16 protein-coding genes are annotated in these 18,888 nt (G+C 52.9%); 11 read left to right on the forward strand and 5 right to left on the reverse strand.

Annotated features, from left to right (window positions below; translation table 11 throughout):
- Positions 1-16: 16 nt before the first annotated feature.
- The gene (locus PJE062_RS02240; protein WP_037035818.1) at positions 17-592 is read left to right on the forward strand and encodes a TetR/AcrR family transcriptional regulator; all 576 of its coding nucleotides are present in this window, start codon (positions 17-19) and stop codon (positions 590-592) included.
- A 61-nt stretch (positions 593-653) separates the two neighbouring features.
- On the opposite strand, the gene PJE062_RS02245 is transcribed toward PJE062_RS02240, so the two are convergent.
- Positions 654-1,607, reverse strand: a complete 954-nt coding sequence (locus PJE062_RS02245) for an alpha/beta hydrolase (RefSeq protein ID WP_008546720.1) — start codon at positions 1,605-1,607, stop codon at positions 654-656.
- A gap of 258 nt (positions 1,608-1,865) precedes the next feature.
- Here PJE062_RS02245 and PJE062_RS02250 point away from each other — a divergent pair, with 258 nt between their 5' ends.
- On the forward strand, positions 1,866-2,318 hold the full coding sequence (locus tag PJE062_RS02250; RefSeq protein ID WP_075698601.1) for a type II toxin-antitoxin system RatA family toxin: 453 nt from the start codon (positions 1,866-1,868) through the stop codon (positions 2,316-2,318).
- 921 nt (positions 2,319-3,239) lie between these two features.
- Here PJE062_RS02250 and PJE062_RS02255 read toward each other — a convergent pair.
- From PJE062_RS02255 to PJE062_RS02265, 3 genes are all read right to left on the reverse strand, one after another.
- Entirely contained in the window at positions 3,240-3,716 is a 477-nt protein-coding gene (locus tag PJE062_RS02255; protein WP_008546650.1) for a hypothetical protein, read from the reverse strand.
- Between the two features lie 151 nt (positions 3,717-3,867).
- Positions 3,868-4,368, reverse strand: a complete 501-nt coding sequence (locus tag PJE062_RS02260; RefSeq protein WP_008546368.1) for a CinA family protein — start codon at positions 4,366-4,368, stop codon at positions 3,868-3,870.
- A gap of 32 nt (positions 4,369-4,400) precedes the next feature.
- Positions 4,401-5,615 carry a bifunctional 2-C-methyl-D-erythritol 4-phosphate cytidylyltransferase/2-C-methyl-D-erythritol 2,4-cyclodiphosphate synthase gene (locus PJE062_RS02265; RefSeq protein WP_086005216.1) on the reverse strand — a complete coding sequence of 405 codons (1,215 nt, stop codon included), beginning with the start codon at positions 5,613-5,615 and terminating at the stop codon, positions 4,401-4,403.
- Between the two features lie 230 nt (positions 5,616-5,845).
- On the opposite strand from PJE062_RS02265, the gene dusB reads away from it, so the two are divergent.
- The 3 genes from dusB to ntrC are packed head-to-tail and all read left to right on the forward strand — an operon-like array spanning position 5,846 to position 9,433.
- Positions 5,846-6,841, forward strand: a complete 996-nt coding sequence (gene dusB / locus PJE062_RS02270) for a tRNA dihydrouridine synthase DusB (RefSeq protein WP_037035820.1) — start codon at positions 5,846-5,848, stop codon at positions 6,839-6,841.
- Entirely contained in the window at positions 6,841-7,989 is a 1,149-nt protein-coding gene (locus PJE062_RS02275) for a nitrogen regulation protein NR(II) (RefSeq protein ID WP_050773816.1), read from the forward strand. The genes dusB and PJE062_RS02275 overlap by 1 nt, the downstream gene beginning before the upstream one ends.
- 4 nt (positions 7,990-7,993) lie before the next feature.
- Positions 7,994-9,433, forward strand: coding sequence for a nitrogen regulation protein NR(I) (ntrC, locus tag PJE062_RS02280; protein WP_008546739.1), 1,440 nt, complete (start codon positions 7,994-7,996; stop codon positions 9,431-9,433).
- A 71-nt stretch (positions 9,434-9,504) separates the two neighbouring features.
- Here ntrC and PJE062_RS25745 read toward each other — a convergent pair whose 3' ends face one another.
- On the reverse strand, positions 9,505-10,422 hold the full coding sequence (locus PJE062_RS25745) for a hypothetical protein (protein WP_157039021.1): 918 nt from the start codon (positions 10,420-10,422) through the stop codon (positions 9,505-9,507).
- A 338-nt stretch (positions 10,423-10,760) separates the two neighbouring features.
- Between PJE062_RS25745 and PJE062_RS02290 the strand changes: the two genes are divergently transcribed.
- The 6 genes from PJE062_RS02290 (at position 10,761) to hflX (ending at position 18,834) form a co-directional block, all read left to right on the forward strand.
- On the forward strand, positions 10,761-12,932 hold the full coding sequence (locus PJE062_RS02290) for a PAS domain-containing sensor histidine kinase (protein ID WP_086005217.1): 2,172 nt from the start codon (positions 10,761-10,763) through the stop codon (positions 12,930-12,932).
- A gap of 18 nt (positions 12,933-12,950) precedes the next feature.
- Positions 12,951-14,318 carry a sigma-54 dependent transcriptional regulator gene (locus PJE062_RS02295; protein ID WP_008546581.1) on the forward strand — a complete coding sequence of 456 codons (1,368 nt, stop codon included), beginning with the start codon at positions 12,951-12,953 and terminating at the stop codon, positions 14,316-14,318.
- A 38-nt stretch (positions 14,319-14,356) separates the two neighbouring features.
- Complete coding sequence (gene trkA, locus PJE062_RS02300) at positions 14,357-15,733, forward strand: Trk system potassium transporter TrkA (RefSeq protein ID WP_008546938.1); 1,377 nt, start codon at positions 14,357-14,359, stop codon at positions 15,731-15,733.
- 328 nt (positions 15,734-16,061) lie between these two features.
- A complete protein-coding gene (locus tag PJE062_RS02305; RefSeq protein WP_008547130.1) occupies positions 16,062-16,940 on the forward strand; it encodes a D-amino-acid transaminase in 879 nt (292 codons plus the stop codon).
- Between the two features lie 161 nt (positions 16,941-17,101).
- Positions 17,102-17,359 carry an RNA chaperone Hfq gene (gene hfq / locus PJE062_RS02310; RefSeq protein WP_008546823.1) on the forward strand — a complete coding sequence of 86 codons (258 nt, stop codon included), beginning with the start codon at positions 17,102-17,104 and terminating at the stop codon, positions 17,357-17,359.
- Positions 17,359-18,834, forward strand: a complete 1,476-nt coding sequence (hflX, locus tag PJE062_RS02315) for a GTPase HflX (protein WP_008547302.1) — start codon at positions 17,359-17,361, stop codon at positions 18,832-18,834. The genes hfq and hflX overlap by 1 nt, the downstream gene beginning before the upstream one ends.
- Positions 18,835-18,888: the final 54 nt, after the last annotated feature.

Genomic DNA, 18,888 nt, shown 5'->3' on the forward strand with positions numbered 1-18,888 from the left:
TCACTGGTTAGTATACATGGCTCAGACACCTCCTAGTTCAACCCGAGATCGCATATTGGATGCCGCCAACAGGCTGTTTTACGGCGAGGGTATTCGCGCTGTCAGCGTGGATGCGATTGCTGAAAAAGCCGGCATCACGAAGAAAACGCTCTACTACCATTTTAAGAGCAAGGATGATCTGGTGGCTGAGTATCTCATTTCCCGGGATCAGCCGAACCTGACAGCGTTTGCCACGTGGTTTGAGGAGGCTGAAGGCGATGTGGCGGATAAGACCGCTGTGATCTTCCTGAGGCTTTCAGAGAATGCGCGCCATCCCAAATGGAAAGGCTGCGGGTTCATCCGCACGGCTGCTGAGCTTGCCAACATGCCGGGACATCCGGCTGTGGTGGTGGGAGCAAAGCACAAGAAAAAGTTTGAGGTGTGGTTGGGAGATTGTTATCAGCAGGCTGGATTGAAAGAGCCAGAGATGTTGGCACGCCGTGTGGTTTTGTTGATGGAGGGTGCCTTTTCCACCATGCTTATCCATCGGGATCCGAGCTATGCTGAAGAGGCAGCCGAGGCTGCCCGATGCGTTGTGCGCCTGCAGATGTGAACTTAAGGATCTAAAGAGCGCCGCTTTGCTTGATAGGGCGCTCCTTGTTTTAGGCCTCTGATCAACCTGTTGCCAGTGCTTTGGTGGTGCTCATGTTTTGTAGCCAGGTGGTGATGTAGGAGAGGCTTTCCTCCCAGTTGTCTTCCAGCATGAGGTCGTGACCGGCGTGCGGCACGATCTTATGGGTGGCCTCATACAGAGCTGCGGAGTGTAGGGAGCGGTTGAAGGGGACGATGGCGTCTTCGCTGGCGGTCAGCCACAGTTTTGGTGTTTCATCATCCAGAGGTGGGAGCCATTGAGGCGGGCGGTGCTGCATGAGCACCACTTCGGATTCTGGCCCCAGCTGGCTTTGAATGTATTGGGCGACTGGATTGGATTGCTCTGCCAGAAACCATTTGGCGGCGATTTTGGGTGAGCGAAACTGGAACTTGTAGCCGAGGAAGGGTGACAGGGCTGTTCCAAGCAGGTCGATCGTCATTGCGTTTTTCAGGCAATCCTGCAGCACATCGATTGCGGTCCATGAGGCGACAAAGACGGCGGCTTTCAGCCCGCCCACGTATTTTAGATACCATTGCACCAGTGCTCCACCCATGCTGTGACCGATCAGGACGGGAGGTCGCTCATGGCGCTGAACCTCGTCAGCGATGAAGCGCAGGTAGTAGCCTAGTGTGGCTTCGGCGATGGGGCGCTGCTCTGGTGAGTGGCCATGGCCGGGCAGGCTGATGGCGACGCTTTCCCAACCGGTTTCGGCGAGTTTTTCCTGATAGTTCTTCCAGCACCAGGCGCCGTGCCACATGCCGTGAACGAAGATGAGCGGGGTTTTATGTTTGGGTTGGTGGGGAATGTATCTGATGCGCTCGATGCCATCTTCGACAACGGTGAGCTGCTGGAACCTGGCGGTTTCTTCACGGCTGATAACTTGCACAGGGGTATCAGCGAGTGCATTGGTGGTTCTTAAGTAATCTTGTTCTCCGCCTTCTTTGGCGAGGCGGGATATTTTAAAAGGACTAAGCATTGGGTTTGCTTTCAAAAAGAGCTAAGTATTAGCGCATAGTGTAGAATTGAGTTTTGAGTACTGACCAGAGTTTTGAGATTGAAACGGTTGCGTTAGATCGTCGCGGTATATTTGCGAGGTGAAAAATTCTGATGCTTTTGGCTCACTGTTGCCCGCTGAAGAATGAGAACACTAAGATTTTTCTTGGCAAATCGAAAAAGGTCGCTTAGAGCATCCTGAAGAATTTTTGAAAAACTAGAAGAAAAAGAACGCGAGCATATGCCTTCTTTCGAAAGCACACATCGAGTTCAGCACAGTGCTGATGATATGTTTGACCTGGTTGCAGATGTGGAACAGTACCCCCAGTTTGTGCCGCTGTGTCAGGGCTTGCGTGTGCGTGGCCGCCGGAAGATTGATGACCACCGTGAAATGATGGTGGCGGATATGACCGTGGCCTACAAAGTCTTCAAAGAAACATTTGCCAGCCGCGTGACGCTTGATCGCGAGGCGAGCAAAATTACGGTTGAGTATCTGGATGGCCCGTTTCGCCATCTGGAAAATGTCTGGAGCTTCGATCAGGTTTCCGAAAAGGAATGTGATGTGAGCTTCTATATCAATTACGAATTCAAAAGTCGGACACTGGGCTCCATGATGGGCGCCATGTTTGACCGTGCATTCCGTAAATTTTCCGCAGCCTTTGAAGACCGTGCGGACAAAATCTACGGTACCTGACCGGCTACAGCCAGCAGGCTTTGCTTCCTAAACAACTGACAGCACTTGAGCAGCGCCTTGATAAATGGGCTGCGGCTTGCTCAGCTTGCCTCTTTGGTGCGGTGTCGCTTTAACTGCTCAGCCAGTCCGGTTGGGCACATTCATTTGTTGTACTCTCTATTATACCAAACCCACCCTTTGTATTGGCAATACCCTCGGTACGTTGCGGCGGTTCTTTTCGTTAACCTAAAGCCTGATAAGCAAATGTCGTTGTTTGAAAGTAACTTTAAGCGAAGCAAGTATCCAATTCTAAGGCCATTATATTTTTGCCAAAATGTTAGCCCGTGATCATCCCAATAATTAAAAGAGCTACTCTTCTTGCATTTGTTTTTTTCTACTTCATGGAAAAATAGGTCAAATATCACTTTAAGCTGATCTTTGTTTTTGCTGGAAAAGCTATAGCCTGATTGGTTGACGGCATTTTCGAGTAACTTTTCATAATCACATGATCCTGCAAGCTTTTTGGGATCGGAGCTGCATCCACTGATCAATATAGCAAATAGACAGGCGATCAACGCACGAAACGATAATCCCCAGAGAGGTAGGACTCTGGGTAACTGCTTTTGAAATTCTATAATCAAGCGAGGTCACACAAAGGCTGAATTTAACTTTAAAGGGAGAAGTTGATTATGATGGAGCTTCTAATACAATCCTTTATAATTGCAGGTAGTGCTGGATATTTAAGCCGCTGCCGCGCCAGTGGAGCCCAAGGGACTTCACTTTTATGGTCTGTGCAGGTCGCCATGTGTGCATTTGAGCTCGCCCTTGATGCAAAACTTTCATGTATGAAAAGCGGGCTCTGAAGGTCTCTGGAGCGGGCTTTTGGTAATGATTTAAGCCCACTCGGCGTTATGTGATAGCGAAGTTTCCCTGAAATACCGCTTAATTCTTGTCGCGATTGTTCAGGAACTGGCTCAAACGGGAGCCTTTAGGCTCGTAGTTGCTGGTGATTTCCGCTTCTGCCTGTTCCGCTGTCAGGCCGTTACGCATGACGAAGGTGCGGCGGATGGCCTGGAAGCGGTTGGTGAGCTCCTTATCCGGATCTCCCAGCTCCATGGTCTTTTCAAGAGAAGCGTAAATGCCAACGTCTTTGAGGTTGAGTGCGTTGGTTGGTTTGGTGCACAGCACCACCCAGCCGTAGCCCTGATTGACCTCAAGACGGATCTTATGGCCGAGTTGCTCTTCCCATTTGGTCCAGGCGACGGAATAGGGGCGCACCCAGTAGGACTGGCCGCACAGGCGCAGTTCCTTATAGCCGGCGCGCGGCATCTTCTGGACTTCATGAGACCCGATGAACTCGTCATCAAGGCCTCTTGAAATAAGGAATACATCTGAAGCTGCGAACGCAGAAGTGCTCAAGCTTAGACCCAAAAACAAACTAGCAATATATCTCATGGGTATTCCGTGACATTCCGTTCTAAATTTAAAACAGATTTTATCTAAGTTTTCTTAGAATGTCTTAAGGTGTATTCCTTAGTTGGTACCCTTTTAGCGAGAAGGTAAATTTCGATTAATTACTTTCAATAAAATTTTCTAAAAGTTTTAATGCTTGTTCAAGTGCCTGAAAGCGTATTCCGTCGCGTCCTGTGTTCTCGAAGAGGCACTGTACGTGCTGGGTTTCCTCTTCGTCAGCTGCAAGGCCAAAATGGACCAATCCTACTGGTTTATCCTTGGTGCCGCCGTCAGGTCCGGCAATGCCGGTGATGGAGACGGCGACGTTGGCGTTGGAGCAGAAATGGGCACCGCTGGCCATGGCTTTGGCTACTTCGCTGCTGACGGCGCCGTAACTGACAAGCAGGTCCACCGGGACGCCGATCATCTCGTGTTTGGCCTCGTTGGAGTAGGTGACGAAGCCGCGGTCGAGCACAGCAGAGGAGCCGGGCACTTCTGTCAGCAAGCCTGCGAGCAGGCCGCCGGTGCAGCTTTCTGCTGTGGCGATCTTGATTTCTTTTTCTGCGTACCTGGAGACAAGAACGCGGGCTCTTTCCTTAAGGCTCAGGATATCGGTCATGGTTCTGTCTCCCTTTACAGTCTCGGCGATGTTCAGTCTTCGAACGGAAGCCGGATGGTTGCGCAGGCTTGCGCGGCAATACCTTCTTTGCGACCGGTAAAGCCCAGCTTTTCAGAGGTGGTGGCTTTGACCGCTACACGGCCAATGGGCAGGTCGCAGATCTGCGCGATCTGTTTGCGCATTTCTTCCCGGTGTGGGCCGATTTTCGGAACTTCACAGATCAGCGTTAAATCCAAGTGTGCGATCATGCCACCGCGCTTGTGAACCCGGTCAACTGCGTATTTCAGGAACTGGTCAGACGCTGCGCCTTTCCACTGCATGTCGGATGGTGGGAAGTGAGAGCCGATGTCGCCATCTGCCAGTGCGCCGAAGATGGCGTCAGTCAGAGCGTGCAGGCCTACATCAGCATCTGAATGGCCTTTGAGTTTCTGAGTGTGCGGAATGGAAATGCCGCCAAGGATGACGGCATCGCCGTCTTCAAATGCGTGCACGTCGTAGCCGGTGCCTACGCGAATGTCGCCAAGGTCTGCGAGGTTTTTCATGGCGATCTGTTCCTGTGCGTTTGTCATGTCTTTAAGTGTTGTGAGCTTGATATTTTGCGGGTCGCCAGCGGTGATGGTGACAGACTTGCCTTGCCATTCGATCAAGGCCGTATCATCCGTGAAGCTGTCGATTTCCTGTCTGATGGCTTCCTGATGGGCTTCCCAGATGAGGGAATAAGGAAAGGCTTGTGGTGTCTGCGCGGCCCACAGATGGGTGCGGTCCACGGTTTCCTTAACTTGCTGGTTTGCGTCTGCGCGTTTCAGCGTGTCGGCGACGGGTACTGCAGGAAGGGCTGCTTCTGCGCCGTTTTGCAGGGCGGAGACAGCGTCTTCTATCACGGCTGGGGTGATGAATGGGCGTGCTGCATCATGGATGAGGACGTAGCGCGGGGCCTGTTCTTCCAGTGCTTTCAGGCCGCATGCGACAGAGGCCTGCCGGGTTGCGCCGCCGGTGACTGGTGCGATCAGTCGCGGATCGGTGATCATGCTGGCGGCATTCTGGTAGGCGTCACCGTCTTCTGCGTGAATGACGGGCAAAACCAGATCGACCTGCGGAGAGGACAAAATTGCTTCCAGTGTTCTTTGCAGAACAGTCTTTCCGCCAAGGTCGCGATACTGCTTCGGACTGCTGTCATTTTGCGTGGACATGCGGGAACCGCGTCCTGCCGCAACTATGATGCATGCAATTTTTTCAGTGGGCTGCAAAACTGGATCACCTGATTGAGTAGGAGCTGCTGCGCATGGCCAGTGTGGCGGAGAGCAGCTCTATGGAACTGTGTTGGTGAGGGTTTTGGAGGATTTGGCGCCGAAGCTCAACACTTCAATAGCTTCTCTTTAATATTCCCTTGCCTAAATTTTTAGTTTGGTTAGAATATGTGCAACTTCATGTGCTGCTCATTTGATGTGCAACTAGGCTCTTTCAAGAAATATGCGTAATGCTGACGATAGGTAATATCCCTCTCAAAAACAAAGTTATTCTTGCGCCAATGTCCGGAGTGTCGGATTTGCCGTTCCGCCGTATTGCCTTGAGCTACGGTGTGGGGCTGGTGGTGAGTGAAATGGTTGCCAGTGAAGCGCTGTGTACCGGACATCCAGAATCGTTGATGCGTGCTGAAGGTGAGGGGATTGATCCTCACATCGTTCAGCTGGCGGGCAAGGACCCTCACTGGATGGGGGAAGGCGCGCGCATGGCTGAAAAAGCTGGCGCAGATGTCATCGACATCAACATGGGCTGTCCTGCGAAAAAGGTAACCTCCGGCTACTCCGGTTCTGCTCTTATGAAGGATCTGGACCATGCCATGACGCTGGTTGAGGCAACGCTTGAGGCGGTCTCCGTTCCGGTGACGCTGAAGATGCGTCTTGGCTGGGATGAGGCCTCCATCAATGCGCCGGAACTTGCCAAACGTGCGGTGGATGCGGGTGTGAAGATGATCACCGTGCATGGGCGTACGCGTTCTCAGTTTTACAAGGGCCAAGCGGACTGGCGTGCGATCCGGCAGGTGCGGGATGTCATTCCTGATGTGCCGCTGGTTGCCAATGGGGATTGCTGCTCTTTTGATGATGCAGATGAGATGCTGGCGCAATCCGGTGCTGATCTGGTGATGGTGGGGCGTGGTGCTTATGGTCGGCCTTGGGTGCCGGGCCGCATTGCGCATTATCTGGAAACAGGCGAACGGCTTGCTGACCCGCATGGGGAAGAGTTGGCTACACTTGTTGTGGGGCACTACGACGCCATGCTGGAGCATTACGGCTTTGAGATTGGCGTGCGGGCCTTCCGTAAACACATGGGTTGGTATCTGGAGGCCGCCGGACGGCTGGATGATGCGCCGCAAGGGTTTATGCGCGGACTGATGACCAGTCTGGACGCGGATCAGGTGCGCGCAACCCTTTATGACTGGTTTGTTCAAACACCTTTGAGGAGCGCTGCCTGATGTTGGAGACGGGAGGAGACACTCTAACACACGCCAAGGCCTCACTGAGTAGTGGTGTGCCGGGGCAGGCCGTTCTGGATTCACTGCCACACCCTGTTGTTGTGGTGGGCGGCGATGACAAGATTGTTGGCGCGAACAGTGCGGCGGAAGGATTCTTCCACGCCAGCCTGTCGGTGATGAAGCGCCGTGAAGTTTCGTGGTTTGTGCCGTTTGGCAGCCCGTTGCTGGGACTGATCGCGCAGGTTCGTGATCGTGGTGGACCGGTCAACGAGTACAAGGTGGATATCGGCTCTCCGCGCATCGGGCAGGAGAAGCTGGTTGATATTCATGCCTCCCCCTTAAGCGATGCTCCCGGCAGTGTGGTGCTGCTGTTTCAGGAGCGCACCATGGCAGAAAAGCTGGATAAGCAGCTGACCAGCCGCGGTGCTGCACGCACAGTGACCGGTCTTGCGGCCATGCTGGCCCATGAGATCAAGAACCCACTCTCCGGTATTCGCGGTGCGGCTCAGCTTCTGGAGCAATCAGCCAGTGAGGATGATCGTTCACTGACCCGTCTCATTATGGAGGAGACGGACCGGATCGTGAAGCTGGTGGACCGGATGGAAGTGTTCTCTGATGAGCGTCCGATTGATCGCGAGCCAGTGAATATCCACGTGGTGCTGGATCATGTGAAACGGGTTGCGGAGAACGGCTTTGCGTCCAAGGTGCGCATTGTTGAGGATTATGACCCGTCACTGCCGCCGGTTTATGCCAATCGGGATCAGCTGGTGCAGGTGTTTATCAACCTGATCAAGAATGCAAGTGAAGCGTTGAGCGGTGCGAATGAGCCGGAGATTGTCGTCTCCACGGCTTTCCGCCCCGGCGTGCGCCTTTCTGTGCCCGGCGTGCAGGAGCGTGTAAGCCTGCCGCTTGAGTTTTGTGTGCGCGATAACGGCTATGGGGTGCCGGAAGATCTGCGGCCACATCTGTTTGACCCGTTTATCACGACAAAGACGAATGGCTCCGGCCTTGGGCTGGCGCTGGTTGCCAAGATTGTGGGCGATCATGGCGGTGTGGTGGAATGTGAAAGCGGCACTCGGGGCACGACTTTCCGCATTCTGATGCCTGCCTTTACCGGGCCTGATGTAAATTCTGGAATTGAGGACTAAGAGTATGCCGAGTGGAACCATTCTTGTTGCTGACGACGATTCTGCGATCCGTACCGTTCTCAATCAGGCGCTTTCCCGTGCGGGATACACTGTTCGACTGACCTCCAACGCAACGACTTTGTGGCGCTGGGTGAGCTCGGGCGAAGGGGATCTGGTGATTTCTGATGTGGTGATGCCGGATGAGAATGCGTTTGATGTGCTGCCGCGCATCCGCAAGCTGCGTCCGGAACTGCCAGTGATCATCATGAGTGCGCAAAACACCTTCATGACCGCTATCAAGGCTTCTGAGCAGGGGGCTTACGAGTATCTGCCCAAGCCGTTTGATCTGAAAGAACTGACCGGCATTGTTGGCCGTGCGCTCGCAGAGCCAAAAGGTCGTCAGTTTGATATGGGCGGTGAGGGCAATGACAATATTCCGCTCGTGGGTCGTTCTCCTGCCATGCAGGAAATCTATCGCGTGCTTGCGCGTTTGATGCAGACTGATCTGACCGTGATGATCAACGGTGAGAGTGGCACTGGTAAAGAGGTGGTCGCACGGGCGCTGCATGATTATGGCAAGCGCCGGAACGGCCCGTTTGTTGCGGTTAACATGGCTGCGATCCCGAAAGATCTGATTGAATCTGAGCTGTTTGGTCACGAGAAGGGCTCGTTTACGGGCGCGCAGGCGCGGTCTTCTGGCCGGTTTGAGCAGGCTGATGGCGGTACGCTGCTGCTGGATGAAATCGGCGATATGCCGATGGAGGCACAGACCCGTTTGCTGCGTGTGTTACAGCAGGGGGAGTATACCTCTGTGGGTGGGCGTACGCCGATCCAAACCGATGTACGCATCATTGCGGCGACCAACAAGGATCTGCGTCAGCTGATCAATCAGGGGCTGTTCCGTGAAGATCTGTACTTCCGCTTGAATGTGGTTCCCATCCGTCTCCCACCTTTGCGCGAGCGCACTGAGGATATTCCGGATCTTGTCCGGCACTTCTTTGCCATGGCGGAGAGCGAAGGGCTGCCAGCCAAGCAGATTGAAGTGGCCGCGCTTGATAAGCTGCGCCGCTATCGCTGGCCGGGTAACGTGCGTGAGCTGGAGAACCTTGTTCGCCGCCTGGCTGCGCTTTATCCGCAGGATGACATCACGGCGAGCCTGATTGATCTGGAACTGTCACAGCCAAGTGCTGCGATCAGTGAAGCTGACGCGCCTTCTGCTCAGGATCTGAGTGGTTCTGTAGAGCGATATCTGGGGGATTACTTCAGCGGATTTGGTGAAGAACTGCCACCTCCGGGCCTCTACCACCGCATCTTGCGTGAGGTGGAGTATCCGCTGATCAGCGCTGTGCTTGCTGCGACCCGGGGCAACCAGATCAAGGCTGCAGAACTTCTGGGTGTAAACCGAAACACCCTGCGCAAGAAAATCCGCGATTTGGATGTGCAAGTGATCCGTAGTTCAAGATAATCGATTTTAATCGAATGAGATTTCCAAAATGGCGCTGTTAAAGGCGCCATTTTGCTTTTTGTGATCAAAACTTATGGTGTTTCGACATTGTAGAAACGCATGATGTACTCTGGATCTGTCATGGAGCCACGCAAAGAAATGCTTGGTTCTTTGATGCAGTCGAGATCTGAGCTAAAGAAGCGACCAGAGAATCTGATGCGTTGGTTTTTGTCCAACTCTGCAACTTTAGAGAACAATGCAGATGAAGGTTCGATAAGTGTGTTGTCGCCAATATCTGAGAATGCGTTGTTCCAAGTCTTAACGGTAACGCCGTCTGCCAATCGCACGCTGATAACACCCAGTCCATCTGAGTTGGAGGTAAGTTGCTCAAGCTGTCCTACCCAATTTTGAACTTCGAGACTGGAAAGTACTGCGCAAACATTCTCTTTTCGTTTTGATCTTGTTCCACCCTGAGCCAGCTCATTTTTTGCTGCACGGTAACTCTCAGTCGCCTTTTGTACTGCTGCTACAAACTGTGTTTGCTCTGCAGGTATCGCAAAAAATGCTTCTTTCTTCATGTGTTCGGCGTAAGCATCAGCAGTATCAAAGCCAGCTTTCTTTGCGGCTTCGAACTCTTCGATAGTTGCAAAGCCTGCATTTTGGGCCTTTTGTGTGTCTAGTGCTAACTGCTTTGCTTGTTCTTCTTTTTCTTTTTCCGCTTCTGCAGCAAGTGCTTTTGCTTTGATTGGGGCATACTCTTCAGGGGAAGTAATTCCAAGCTCTTTTGCGTGCCTGTAGTCTTTCACGCTATCAAAGCCAGCTTCTTGGGCTGCCTGATTATGCTCAGTATCAAGTTGGGATGAGGCCACTCCCAAGACAACGAAACCCGCCAGTAATGGCATCAAAGCCTTTTTACGAGATGAAATTCCGATAAATTTGAGCGGAACTATGATCGAGATTATGCCAGCTACAAGCAATAAGAGGCCAAGAAGCGCAAGTGCTAAAAACATAGAAACCTACCTATATCATTGAAATTGCGTTGAAACGTGGCGCGACTATTGGTCGAATTTTATGAAATTACAAGTTTAGATTGTGGTAAATTATATGATGAAAAGTTTGGGTGAAGTGAGTTCAGCTAAAACGCATTTACAGTGAAGCTCTCTGGTTTTCCCCATCAAGAGTGTGACTAATAAAACCCATTGTCGCATTTTGGCAACAATTCGTGCTAATAGTCTGTTTCCAAAATTAATAAAGTTATCGCAGGTGCGCAGGTTCGCGTTTCATGATTTTCAGATCAAAAACAGAAGAACATACCCGAAAGCTTGATGCTAAGGGGCGGAAATCCCGGATGTTTGGCCTGACAGTGGTGCTGTTGGCACTGTGTTCTATCGGGGTTTCTTTTCTGGTGCTGATGGGTGTAACGCCTATCGTTCCATCTGAAAAGGTTGTCTATATCGCGCTTGGCATCAATGGCGCGCTGGTGCTGCTGCTCATCGGGTTGATTATCTTTGAGCTGGTGAAGCTGTTGCAGGCGCGGCGCCGTGGGCGTGCTGCGGCCCGGCTTCATGTGCGCATTGTGACCATGTTCTCGCTGGTAGCCGCGCTGCCTGCGTTTATTGTTGCTGTGGTGGCGACGATTACGCTGGATCAGGGCCTCGATCGCTGGTTTGAGACGCGAACGCGCAACATCATCACCAATGCGCAGTCTGTGGCGGCTGCTTATGTTCAGGAGCACGGGAACTCCCTGCGTTCCACCCTGATTGGCATGGCCAGTGATGTGGACCTGAACCGTAACTCTTACTTCTATGACCCGACCCGTTTTGATCGCTTTTTTGAAACCCAGACCTGGGTGCGTGGATTGCTGGGCGCTTACATCCTGAAGAACGATGGCACCGTCGTGATGCGCGTGCTGCGCGATCCGAAGGTGGAGCCGTTGTTGCCGCCTCAGGTGGCGATGAACCAGGCGGAAGACGGGGCTCCGGTTCTGATTGCGCCGGGTGTTTCCAACCTTGTGGGCGGCGTGATGAAGCTGTCTGCCTATGAAGATCTTTATCTATATGTGACCCGTGCACTTGATCCGCGCGTGGTTGAGTACCAGCGTTTGGCTGAGGCTGGCGTCAATGAGTATGCGGAGCTGGAACAGCGGCGCTTTGGAGTGCAGCTGGCGTTTGCTCTTGTTTATGTGGGCGTGGCGCTTGTTTTGCTGCTGTCGTCCATCTGGGTCGGCTTTGGATTTGCAAACCAGCTGGTGCTGCCAATCCGCAATCTGATTGGCGCTGCGGATCAGGTTTCCAAAGGCAACTATTATGTTGAGGTTGAAGCTGCAAAAGCCAGTGGTGACCTTGAGAACCTTGGTCGGACCTTCAACAACATGACTGGTCAGCTGCGTGGGCAGCGTGATGCGCTCTTGGCTGCGAATGATCAGATTGATCGCCGCCGCCGGTTCAGTGAGGCTGTGCTGGCAGGTGTGTCTTCCGGCGTGATCGGGATTGATGATGAAGGCGATGTGACCATGGTCAACCGGTCCGCCAAGCGCCTTCTCAGTCAGGAAGAAGAAGAGCTTCTTGAAAAACCAATTTACGAGACAATCCCTGAGGTTCAGGAGGTTGTTTCCAAGGCGCTTGAGGAAAGCAGGGATAGTGCTCAGGTGGCGCAGGTTGCTATCATGCGAAAGGGGCGTGAGCGCACTGTGAATGTACGTGTGACGACCGAGGAAGCAACACGCTCTGAGCATGGGTTTGTGGTGACGCTGGACGATATTACGGATCTTGTTGCTGCGCAGCGTAACTCAGCCTGGGCTGATGTGGCGCGCCGGATTGCGCATGAGATCAAGAACCCGCTGACACCGATCCAGCTTTCTGCAGAGCGTATTCGCCGCCGGTATGGCAAGCGCATTGAGGATGATGACCGCAAGGTGTTTGACCAGTGCGTGGATACGATCATTCGTCAGGTGGGTGATATCGGGCGCATGGTGGATGAGTTCTCCTCGTTTGCGCGTATGCCAAAACCGAAGATGGAATCTGCTGATCTGCGTTCTGTGGTGCGTGAGTCCACCTTCATGGTTTCCGTTGCCAATTCGCAGATCCACTTTGAGACGGATGTGCCGGGCGAGGCCGTTCGGGCGACATTTGACAGTCGCCTTGTGGGGCAGGCTGTCGGCAATGTGATCAAAAATGCGTCGGAGGCTGTTGAGGCTTATCTGGCGAAAGAAGAAAACCCGGAGCAGGGCTCTGTTCTGGTGAAACTTTACTCGGAAGGGCCGGTTCACACGATTGATGTGATCGACAACGGAATTGGCCTTCCAACTGAACACCGCACACGGCTTTTGGAGCCTTATATGACCACCCGCGAAAAGGGTACGGGTCTGGGGCTCGCGATTGTGCGGAAAATTATGGAAGATCATGGAGGCGGTATTGAACTGCTGGATGCGCCATCTGTTGCCGAGGGCGGGCATGGCGCCATGGTTCGACTGACATTGCGCAGTTTCGATGATCCTTCCTCTCCCAAAGATGAAACTTAAGAATGGTGGTGATAAGCCGTGGCAAGTGACATTCTGATTGTTGATGATGAAGCAGATATTCGTGAGCTGATCGCCGGTATTTTGGAGGATGACGGCTACAATACGCGGACCGCTGGTGATAGCGATGCGGCGCTGGCTGCTATTGCTGACCGCAGGCCGTCTCTGATCATCCTCGATATCTGGCTGATGGGCAGCAAGCTTGACGGGCTGGAAGTTCTTGAAGTGATCAAGAAAGAAAATCCAGACCTGCCAGTCGTGATCATTTCCGGTCACGGCAACGTGGAGACAGCGGTTTCTGCGATCAAGAAGGGTGCTTACGATTACATTGAGAAGCCGTTTAAGGCTGACAAACTGGTTCTGATCACCGAGCGTGCTCTGGAAGCCTCTTCCATGAAGCGTGAGATCAAGGAACTGAAGCAGCGTGCTGGTGATGTTTCCAATCTGGTGGGCAGTTCCTCGTCCATCAATAACCTGCGTTTGACCATTGAGCGTATTTGTCTGACCAACAGCCGTGTGATGATAACGGGGCCGTCCGGTTCAGGTAAGGAGACCGTTGCGCGCACGATCCACGAGGCATCGCCGCGGTCCAAGTCTCCGTTTGTTGTGCTTTCTGCTGCAAACATTACGCCGGAGCGTATGGAAGAAGAGCTCTTCGGCATTGAAGAGACGGAAACCACACCGCGTAAGGTTGGCGCTTTGGAAGAAGCGCATGGTGGCACGATCTATCTGGATGAGATTGCGGACATGCCGCTGGAAACGCAGAACAAGATCCTGCGTGTTCTGGTGGATCAGACCTTTACCCGTCTGGGCGGCCACAACAAGGTGAAGGTGGATGTGCGCCTTCTGTCGTCTAGTGCTTACAATCTGGAAAACCGCATTGCGGAAGGTCTGTTCCGTGAGGACCTGTATCACCGTCTGGCCGTTGTGCCGTTGCGGGTGCCGGCTCTTGAGGAGCGGCGCGAGGATATTCCTCAGTTGATCCACTTCTTCATGAAGCAGATTTCCAACTCCACCGGCCTGCCAATGCGCCGGATTGGTGAAGATGCCATGGCGGTGCTGCAGACCCATGACTGGCCGGGCAACCTGCGCCAGCTGCGCAACAATGTTGAGCGTTTGATGATCCTGACCCGGGCAGATCCGGATGCTGTGATTACAGCTGATCTTCTGCCTGCGGAAGTGGCTTCTACCGTGCCAAGCATGCCGGGTTCTTCCGGTGGTGAAGAGCTGATGTCCTTGCCGCTTCGTGAAGCGCGTGAGCAGTTTGAACGTGAATATCTGCAAGCACAGGTTAAGCGTTTTGGCGGTAATATCTCGCGTACCTCCGAATATATTGGTATGGAACGGTCAGCATTGCACCGAAAGCTCAAGTCTCTTGGTCTCACCTGATCGGTGACAGTTAAGAGGCAGAGCAAAGGACTGGAATTATGAAGGTTGTTATTTGTGGCGCCGGACAGGTTGGGTACGGCATTGCCGAAAAGCTTGCTGCGGAACAGAACGATGTTTCTGTGATTGATACCAGCCCGCAGCTGGTTCATGCCATTCGAGACACGCTGGATGTGCGCGGCTTTATTGGCCATGGTGCGCACCCGGATGTGCTGGCGCAGGCAGGTGCTGACCAGGCTGACATGATCATTGCCGTGACCTTGTATGACGAGATCAACATGGTCGCGTGTCAGGTGGCGCACTCGCTGTTCAACGTGCCGATCAAGGTTTCGCGTGTTCGTGCGCAAAGCTATTTGCAATCTCATTATCGCAACCTGTTTTCCCGCGATAACATGCCGATTGACGTGATCATTTCGCCCGAAATTGAGGTGGGTGAGATGATCCTGCGGCGCTTATCGCTGCCGGGTGCTATGGAAACTGTGCGTTTTGCCGACGACAACATGATTATTGTTGGCATTGATTGTGGTGGTGACTGTCCGGTTCTGGATACGCCACTGCGTCAGTTGACGGAGCTGTTCCCGGATCTGTCTGCTGTGGTGGTTGGCATTGCCCGTGATGGCAAGGTCTTTGTTCCGCACAGCTCTGACATGATGCGCGAAGGTGATCTGGTTTATGTGTGCTGTGAGCGCGGGCAGGTGCGTCGTACGCTGAGCATCTTTGGCCATGAAGAGCCAGAGGCGAAGCGCGTTCTTATCGCTGGTGGCGGTAATATTGGTGCTTATGTTGCCCGCCGTCTTGAGGGCAAGCAGAGCAGAACCAAAGTAAAGATTATCGAGCATTCCCGCGACCGGGCTATTCGTATTGCTGATGAACTGCGCAGAACTGTGGTTTTGCATGGCAGTGCTTTGGATCAGGTCATGCTGCAGGAAGCGGACGTTGAAGACTCCGATATGATGGTGGCGTTGACCAACGAGGATGAGGTGAACATCCTGTCCTGCGTGATGGCCAAGAAGATGGGTTGCGAGCGTAACCTGTCGCTATTGAACAACACCAGTTATCCAGCCTTTGCGCATGCTTTGGGCATTGATGCCTTTGTGAACCCGCGTCAGGTAACGATCTCCAAGATCCTCCAGCATGTGCGTCGTGGCCGTATCCGTGCGGTGCATGCCTTGCAAAATGGTGCTGCTGAGGTGATTGAAGCGGAAGCGCTGGATACGTCGCCACTTGTTGGGCGTCCTTTGCGAGAGGTTGAGCTTGCAGAAGGTATCCGTATCGGCGGTATTTTGCGTGATGGAAAAGTGATCACACCTTGCGGTGATGAGCGCATTCAGGCACATGACCGCGTGGTCATCTTCGCTGTTGCGGACAAAGTTCGTCAGGTGGAGCAGATGTTCCGCGTGTCTCTGGAGTTTTTCTAGGGCGAATTACTGAAATAATTTTGGTTCTTGAGGTTTGAGCCATCATAGCCGAAATGATTTGGAGCCTGATACGGGATCGTGTCAGGCTTTTCTTTTATTTTGCGCTGGGTGTGCCGTACGACACAGCACTGAAGCCTGAGATGGTGGGTGCAAATGATGATAAACGCCTGAGTGGTGGACGTCGCGATGATCTGTCTTCGTGTTGCTCAGGTTTTCTCAGTGATCCAAACCGGAAATATCCAGTTTTATGGTGCGGTAGGCACTTGATAGTATTCAGTAAATGCCCTTAGATGTAATTTGTTGAATATTTCGGGGAATGGAGAGGCTGATGAGCCGTGTTGCCTACGTAAATGGACAATATGTGCCGCATTCACATGCAGCCGTGCACGTTGAGGATCGGGGCTACCAGTTCTCTGACGGTGTTTATGAGGTCTGCGAGGTCTGGCGGGGGCAGATCGTTGATATGACTGCGCATCTTGACCGGCTGGACCGGTCCTTGAGTGAACTTCAGATCGCTTCACCCATGTCTCGTGCCGCTCTGGTGCAGGTGATGAAGGAAGTGATCTCCCTGAACCGCGTCAAAAATGGCCTGATCTACATGCAGGTCTCGCGAGGTGTGGCGCCTCGTGATCACTATTTTCCACCAGCGGGAACATTGCCTTCTGTGGTTATGACCGCAAAGTCTGTGCCGGCGGGCAAAATGGACAAGGTTGCGGCGCAGGGTGTTGGCGTTATTACGGTTGAAGAGAATCGTTGGGACCGCGTTGATATCAAGACTGTTGGTCTTTTGCCTAATGTTCTTGCTAAACAAAAGGCTAAGGAGGCCGGGGCTCGCGAAGCATGGTTTGTGGATAAAAATGGCCTTATAACTGAAGGCGGTTCAACCAATGCTTGGATAATTCTAAAGAACGGCACTTTGGTTACGCGACCTGCTACTCACGGAATTCTAAAAGGAATTACCAGAGCGGGCGTTCTAAAATTGGCGGAAATGAAAGGATTTTCCGTAGAAGAACGCGGTTTCTCTCTGGAAGAGGCAAAAAGTGCGCAAGAGGCATTTTTAACAAGTGCTTCCGGGCTTGTCATGCCTGTCGTGAAAATAAACGAAACAATTCTTGGTGATGGGCGACCAGGTCCAATCGTTCAAGACTTAAGAAAATCATTCCATGAAGCGTCAGAGTTGATTAAACTGGAGGTTGCCGGGGGTTAAGTGCCTCCGGTGTTTGCTGAAGGGAACTTACGAAGGACGGCGCACCTTAGTGTTGGGGCATCTCTCTTGTGTTTGTGAGTGTCACTTGGCCGTTTCGAGGATGGGAACAGTAAATGGTGGATGCCGCGGCCGTGTCCACTGAGAACAGGAAAAAAATAGTTATGGCTGACCGCGCTCAAAATCTTCAAGATACATTTTTAAATCATGTCAGGAAGCAGAAGACGCCACTGACAATCTTTTTGATCAATGGTGTAAAACTGCAAGGTGTAGTTACTTGGTTTGATAATTTCTGCGTATTATTGCGTCGTGACGGGCACTCCCAGCTCGTTTACAAGCACGCTATCTCAACAATCATGCCAAATAGCCCTATACAGCTGTTTGAACCAGCTGAAGAAGAAGGCGAAAAAGCAGGAGGCTGATGAAGCCCCAATCTAAGAAAGAGGCCGGTCTGAACCGCAAGCAACGCGATGCGAATGTTGAGGCCGGCGAAGACGAGGTGACCCGGGGAACCCGGTCACTCGTCATCGTACCGATCATTTCAAGCAGAGCTCTGGCAAGAGGTAAAGGTGCTCCTGAGCGCCCCTTTGGTGCTGAGCGTAGCCCTCAAGCCAGACTGGAAGAAGCTGTCGGACTTGCAGCTGCAATCGAGTTGGAGATTGTCTCCTCAAGTCTGGTGAGATTGGCAAATGTGAAGCCGGGTAGTCTGTTCGGTTCTGGTAAAGTGGAGGAAATCCGCGGCCAGATTGAAATCGAAGAGATTGAGCTGGTTGTTGTCGATCATCCACTTACTCCTATCCAGCAGCGAAATCTGGAACGAGACTGGAACACCAAGGTCATCGACCGGACCGGTCTTATTCTTGAGATCTTCGGTGAGCGTGCGCAGACCAAGGAAGGGCGCCTGCAGGTGGAGCTTGCTCACCTGACCTGGCAGAAATCCCGCCTGGTTCGCTCGTGGACGCACCTTGAGCGTCAGCGTGGTGGTCTGGGTTTCGTTGGTGGTCCGGGTGAAACGCAGATCGAGGCTGACCGGCGTATCATTCAGGATCGCATCACCTTGCTGAAGGGGCAGCTGGAGCAAGTTCAGCGGACCCGTAAGCTGCACCGCAAGCAGCGTAAGAAAGTACCGCATCCGGTGATTGCCTTTGTGGGCTATACCAACGCGGGCAAATCCACGTTGTTTAACCGCATGACCAATGCGGAGGTGTTTGCCAAGGACTTGCTGTTTGCGACGCTGGATCCGACGCTTCGTCGGCTGAAGCTGCCGCATGGCCGTGAGGTGATCCTGTCTGACACCGTGGGCTTCATTTCTGAGCTGCCGCATAATCTGGTGGCTGCGTTCCGCGCGACACTGGAAGAGGTTATTCAGGCCGACATCGTGCTGCATGTGCGCGATATTGCTCATGAAGACACCAAGGCGCAGTCTCTGGACGTGAACGAAACTCTTGAGATGCTTGGTCTTAAAGTGTCTGAGAGTGATCGAGTCATTGAGGTCTATAACAAGATCGACAAGCTGGATGAGGCGCACCGCGAAAAGCTGCTGGAAAGCAATAGTGTTGATGAGGGGCCGATTTCGGTTTCTGCGATCAGCGGTGATGGCATTCCTGACTTGCTGGCTCGCATCGAAGCGCGTTTGGCTGAGCAGCTGGACACGGTGACCATGGTTCTGCCGCACAGTGATGGGCAGGGGCATGCGTGGCTCTATCAGCACTGCGAGATCCTCTCACGTGATGACGTGGAAGACGGCATTCGCCTTGCTGTGCGCGTTCCAGATGCTCATCGCTCTCGTGTTCGCGAGCGCTTCGCCAAGTACTTCGTGACTGGTCTTGAGCTGCCTGAAGAGCCGGTGTCGGAAGAAGATGATGATACGGATGATAGCGGTTACTCGCCAATCTGATCCGGTCTGACCGATTGATACTACCCAAAAGCCCCGCTCTGGTGAGTGGGGCTT

Source organism: Pseudovibrio sp. JE062 (assembly GCF_000156235.1).
GTDB lineage: Bacteria > Pseudomonadota > Alphaproteobacteria > Rhizobiales > Stappiaceae > Pseudovibrio.